The 4,943-nt window shown below is 71.0% G+C and carries 7 protein-coding genes; 1 reads left to right on the top strand and 6 read right to left on the bottom strand.

Going from position 1 to position 4,943, the window contains the following annotated elements:
- Positions 1-16: 16 nt before the first annotated feature.
- Genes VOI19_RS14360 through VOI19_RS14340 form a run of 5 tightly spaced genes read right to left on the bottom strand, consistent with a single transcriptional unit; the run spans position 17 to position 4,016 of the window.
- Positions 17-385, bottom strand: coding sequence for an FKBP-type peptidyl-prolyl cis-trans isomerase (locus tag VOI19_RS14360; RefSeq protein ID WP_323793646.1), 369 nt, complete (start codon positions 383-385; stop codon positions 17-19).
- 31 nt (positions 386-416) lie between these two features.
- Positions 417-1,949 (bottom strand): MFS transporter, encoded by a 1,533-nt coding sequence (locus tag VOI19_RS14355; RefSeq protein WP_323793645.1) that lies wholly within the window; start codon positions 1,947-1,949, stop codon positions 417-419.
- Positions 1,950-1,964: 15 nt separating this feature from the next.
- Positions 1,965-2,606 carry a hypothetical protein gene (locus VOI19_RS14350; protein WP_323793644.1) on the bottom strand — a complete coding sequence of 214 codons (642 nt, stop codon included), beginning with the start codon at positions 2,604-2,606 and terminating at the stop codon, positions 1,965-1,967.
- 43 nt (positions 2,607-2,649) lie between these two features.
- Complete coding sequence (locus VOI19_RS14345; RefSeq protein WP_323793643.1) at positions 2,650-3,075, bottom strand: CBS domain-containing protein; 426 nt, start codon at positions 3,073-3,075, stop codon at positions 2,650-2,652.
- A 44-nt stretch (positions 3,076-3,119) separates the two neighbouring features.
- Positions 3,120-4,016, bottom strand: a complete 897-nt coding sequence (locus VOI19_RS14340; RefSeq protein WP_323793642.1) for an inositol monophosphatase family protein — start codon at positions 4,014-4,016, stop codon at positions 3,120-3,122.
- Positions 4,017-4,058: 42 nt separating this feature from the next.
- Between VOI19_RS14340 and VOI19_RS14335 the strand changes: the two genes are divergently transcribed.
- Positions 4,059-4,511 (top strand): DUF2231 domain-containing protein, encoded by a 453-nt coding sequence (locus VOI19_RS14335; RefSeq protein WP_323793641.1) that lies wholly within the window; start codon positions 4,059-4,061, stop codon positions 4,509-4,511.
- A 9-nt stretch (positions 4,512-4,520) separates the two neighbouring features.
- On the opposite strand, the gene rsgA is transcribed toward VOI19_RS14335, so the two are convergent.
- A partial coding sequence (rsgA, locus tag VOI19_RS14330) for a ribosome small subunit-dependent GTPase A (protein WP_323793640.1) occupies positions 4,521-4,943 on the bottom strand: 423 nt, incomplete at its 5' end.

Below are 4,943 nucleotides of genomic sequence, written 5' to 3'. Positions count from 1 at the left end.
CTCACGGCGCGAGGCGTCAGCTGACGCCGATCAGGTCGACCACGAAGATCAGCGTCTCGCCGGGCTTGATGACGCCACCGGCACCGCGCTCGCCGTAGCCGAGGTGCGGGGGGATCACGAGCTGGCGACGGCCGCCGACCTTCATGCCCTGCACACCGGTGTCCCAGCCCGCGATGACCTGGCCGATGCCGAGGCGGAACTGGAGCGGCTCGCCGCGGTTGTAGGAGGCGTCGAACTCCTCGCCGGTGGAGTGGGCCACGCCCACGTAGTGCACCTTCACGGTCTGGCCGGCGGCGGCCTCGGCGCCGTCTCCCTCGGTGAGGTCGGTGATGACCAGGTCGGCAGGCGGCTCGAAGTCAGGGAAGTCGATCTCAGGCTTGTTCATGCCACCAGCCTAACCAGCGCCGCTCACCCGTTCAGCCGCCCGGGGTCTCCGACTCGCAGGTGCACAGCAGCGGCGGCCCGCCGACTGCGCAGTGGGGCAGATGATGCTCCGAGACGATCGCTTCGGGCGCGTCAGGCGCCTCAGGCAGTCCGGGCTCGTCGTGCTCCAGCAGCTCGTTGCTCACCGTCAGCGCAGCCACCAGGCCGGCGAGCAGCAGGATGCCCGCCGAGATCTGCAGCGCCACGGGATACCCGGCGGCGAGGTCGGGGGCCGAGAAGCCGTCGGAGCCGAGCCCGGCGAGCGCCGGGATCGCGGCCACCGCAAGCAGTCCGCCGGTGCGGGCCACCGCGTTGTTGACCCCGGAGGCCATCCCGGCGTGAGCGGCCGGCGCAGCGGCGAGGGCTGCTGCGGTGAGCGGCGCGACCATGATCGCCAGGCCGAGGCCGAAGACGCTCACCCCGGGCAGCACGCCGAGGGCGTACGACGACGTCTCGTCGATGCCTGAGAGCAGCAGCATGCCGCCGGCGCACACCACCGGCCCCACGCTCATCTGGAGCCGTGGGCCGATCCTGGCGGCGAGTGCACCCGAGCGTGACGACAGCACCAGCATCACCAGCGTCACGGGCAGCAGCGCGGCACCCGACGCCACGGCGCCGAAGCCGGCCACGACCTGCAGCTGCACGACGAGAAGGAAGAACAGCGCCCCGAAGCCGCCGTAGACCAGGAAGGTCACCGCGTTGGTCGCGCTGAACTGCGCGGCGGAGAAGACCGACAGCGGCAGCACCGGATAGCGCGCGCGACGCTCACGCACCACGAAGAGCCCCGCCGCGACGACGCCCACGGCCAGAGCCGGCACGACGACGCCCGCACCGCTGCCGGCCTCGATGAGCGCGAACGTGACTCCCGCCAGCGCGAGTGCCCCGAGCACCCCGCCGGACCAGTCGACGCTCGCGCCGCCGGCCGAGGGATCGCGGGTCTCGGGCACGTGACGCACCGCGACCGCCACGACGAGAGCGGCCAGCGGAAGGTTGATCAAGAAGACCCAGCGCCACGAGGCGACCTCGACCAGCCAGCCACCGAGGAGCGGCCCGATGGCCGTCGCGACCCCACCGAGGCCCGACCAGGCACCGATCGCACGAGCCCGGTCGACCCTCCCGAACGACGCCTGGAGGATCGCCAGGCTCCCCGGGGTCAGCAGCGCCGCACCGACGCCCTGCAGTGCACGAGCGCCGATCAGCATTTCGACACTGACGGCGAGGCCGCAGAGCGCAGAGGCGAGTGCGAACCACACGACGCCCACCAGGAACACGCGACGCCGTCCGAAACGGTCGCCGAGCGTCCCTCCGAGCAGGATGAAGGAAGCCAACGTCAGGGCGTAGGCCGAGACCGTCCACTGCAGGGAGGCGAAGCCACCGCCGAGGTCGGCGCCGATGGCCGGGAGCGCGACGTTGACGACGGTCGCGTCGATGCCGGCGAGAGCCGAGCCGAGGACGGTGGCCAGCAGCACCCAGCGTCCCTTCGAGGTGTCGAGGGAGAGCCCCGTCTGCCGAGCCGCACCGCTCACGTGCGGCTCACGGGATCACGGCTGTCCGAAGTCGCTGATCAGCCCGACGTCCACGACCGAGGCGAGCGCGGCAGCGGACTCCTCACGCGTCACCCCGTGCGACGACAGCAGCGGCTCGAGGTCGTCATACAAGGTGCGCTCGCCGTTGGCGAAGCCCGGGAAGTTGAGGAAGTACGTCGGGACGTCGTGACGCACGAGGGTGTGGGCGAGCTTGTAGAACTGCACCGCCAGACGCTCCTCCTGCTTCTTGGGCCGCTTCTGGGCCTGGAAGGTCAGCCCGCCGCGAGCGGACTCCGGGTCCAGCCCTGCGTCGGCGGCTGCCTGAGAGACGCGGCGGCGGCTCTCGGCGGCTGAGAACAGGTCACGCATCGGCACGATGCACGCGCCCACCTCGATCGTGCCGGCGTCGAGGGCCTCGCCGAGGCTGCCGGTGTAGAACGGCGACTTGGCGACGTAGGGGAGCGGATCACGCGTGAGCGGTGTCTCGAGCCCGGCGTGGGAGATGTCGTCGATGCGGCGCTCGATCTGCTCGGGAGTGAAACCGGTGTCGAAGCCGAGGGCCGCGAAGTACTGCACGAGCAACGTCGTCCCGGAGCGACCGGTGCCGGTGATCAGGAGATGGCCGTTGCCGGGACCGGTGCGAGAGAGGAGTGCCACCGGGTCAGCCTAGGGGCCGGCTCTGCGCGTCGACGGCAGTGGCTCAGGACTGGTGGATGTAGCCGTCGAGCTGGTCGCGCTCGAAGGTGAGCTGTCCGATCTTCTGCTTGACGAGGTCGCCGATCGAGACGATCCCGACGACCCGACCGTCCTCGCAGACCGGCACGTGGCGGAAGCGCCGCTCGGTCATCGTCGCCATCACGTCGTCGACGTCGTCGTCCGGGCCGCAGGTCTCCACCGACGTGGTCATGATCGCCGACACGGTGTTGTTGATGACGGTGCCGTCGTGGTGCAGGTGGCGGACGACGTCGCGCTCGCTCACGATGCCCTCGAGAGCCACCCCGTCACCCGAGACGATCAGCGCACCGATGTTGTGCTCGGCGAGCATCGCGATCAGCTCTCGTACGCCGGCACCCGGCGCGATCGAGACGATGTCCTGGTTGTTCTTGGCCTTGAGGAGCTCACTCATCCGCATGTTCGAAAACTACTCGGGCTGCGGCTGCGTGACCAGCATCACTCGCGGGTGTCGTCGTCGCGTCGCCGGGAGCGCAGGTCGCTGACCGTGCCGGGGCCGGTCCGCGGCCAGTCCGGATCGTCGCTGCTGCCGCTGTCGGCGGACCGCGCCAGGAACGACAGCGCGGCCTCGTGCAGGTGGCCGTTGGAGGCCAGGGCATTGCCACCCCACGGGCCGTCGGTGCCGTCGAGGGAGCTGAACCGGCCGCCGGCCTCGCGCACGATCACGTCGAGGGCAGCCATGTCGTAGACCTCGAGCTCGGGCTCGGCGGCCAGGTCGACAGCGCCCTCCGCGAGCAGCATGTAGGACCAGAAGTCGCCGTAGGCGCGGGTGCGCCAGCAGCGCCGCATCAGCGACAGGGCGTCGTCGAGGCGGTGCTGGTCCTCCCAGCCGCTGAGCGAGGAGTAGGACAGCGACGCATCCTCGAGCCGTCGTACGTCGGAGACCTGCATCTGCGTGGCCTTGAGGAGCGAGCGTCCGGTCCATGCGCCGTTGCCCTTCGACGCCCACCAGCGACGCTGGAGCTGGGGCGCCGACACGACACCGAGCACGACCTCGTCGTCGACGGCGAGCGAGATCAGGGTGGCCCAGACCGGGACCCCTCGCACGAAGTTCTTGGTGCCGTCGATGGGGTCGACGATCCAGCGGCGCGCGGAGTTGCCGCTCGAGCCCTGCTCCTCGCCGGTGATCGCGTCGCGCGATCGAACCCGCGACAGCGTGCGCCGGATGCCCTCCTCGACCGCCTGGTCGGCGTCGGTGACGGGGGTCAGGTCGGGCTTGCTCATGACGTGGAGGTCGAGCGCCTTGAACCGCGTGGTCGTCAGCGAGTCGGCGTCGTCGGCCAGCACGTGCGCGAGGCGGAGGTCGTCGGTGTAGTCGGTCTGCGAGGGTGGCACGAGAGCCACACTAAAGGTGCCGCTCCTGGTTCAATCAGCACCATGGAGATCAACGGGCTTCCCCTCCACCCGCTCGTGGTGCACGCGGCGGTGGTCTTCGGTCCCCTCGCTGCTCTCCTGGCGATCGTGTACGTCGTCCGCCCGGCGTGGCAGGAGCGGCTGCGCGCGCCGCTGGTGGTGATGGCGCTCGTGACCGTCGCCTCGATCGTGACCGCGTTCGTCAGCGGCAACAGCTTTCGCGACGCCAACGCGTTCTTCGCCGAGAACGCCCAGATCGACCGCCACCAGGAGCGTGCCGGTCTGCTGATCTGGGTGACGGTCGGCTTCGGGGTCGTCGCGCTGCTCGCGGCGTTCTGGCGCGACCGCGGTGCCGCTGTCCGCCTCGGGCTCCACGTCCTGCTGGCGGCGGCTGCCATCGCCCTGCTGGTGCTCGTCGTCCTCACCGGCGACGCCGGCGCCCGGGCGGTCTACCCACCCGACTCGTTCAACGGCTGAGCGGGCGCCTCAGTAGTCGCTCGCGGTGCGGGCGGCCAGGAGCCGACGGAACGACGAGACCCGGTCGGGGTCGGCCTGACCCGCCGTGACGGCGTCGTCGAGCCCGCACTCGGGCTCCTCCTCGCCGTGGGTGCAGCCGCGGGGGCAGTCCTCGGTCATCTCGTCGAGGTCGGGGAACGCCCCGATGAGGTCCTCGGGCTTGACGTGCGCGAGCCCGAAGGAGCGGATGCCGGGGGTGTCGATGATCCACCCGGGACCACCGGGGAGCGCGAGCATGTAGGCCGAGGTGGAGGTGTGGCGTCCGCGACCGGTGACCGCGTTGACCACCCCGACCTCGCGGTCGGCGTCGGGCACGAGGGCGTTGACGAGGGTCGACTTGCCGACGCCGCTCGAGCCGACCAGCACCGACGTGCGGCCCTCGAGGGCCGCACG

The organism is Nocardioides sp. (assembly GCF_034670285.1).
In the GTDB taxonomy this organism is placed as follows: Bacteria; Actinomycetota; Actinomycetes; order Propionibacteriales; family Nocardioidaceae; genus Nocardioides.
This window is presented reverse-complemented; position numbering and strand designations above follow the sequence as displayed.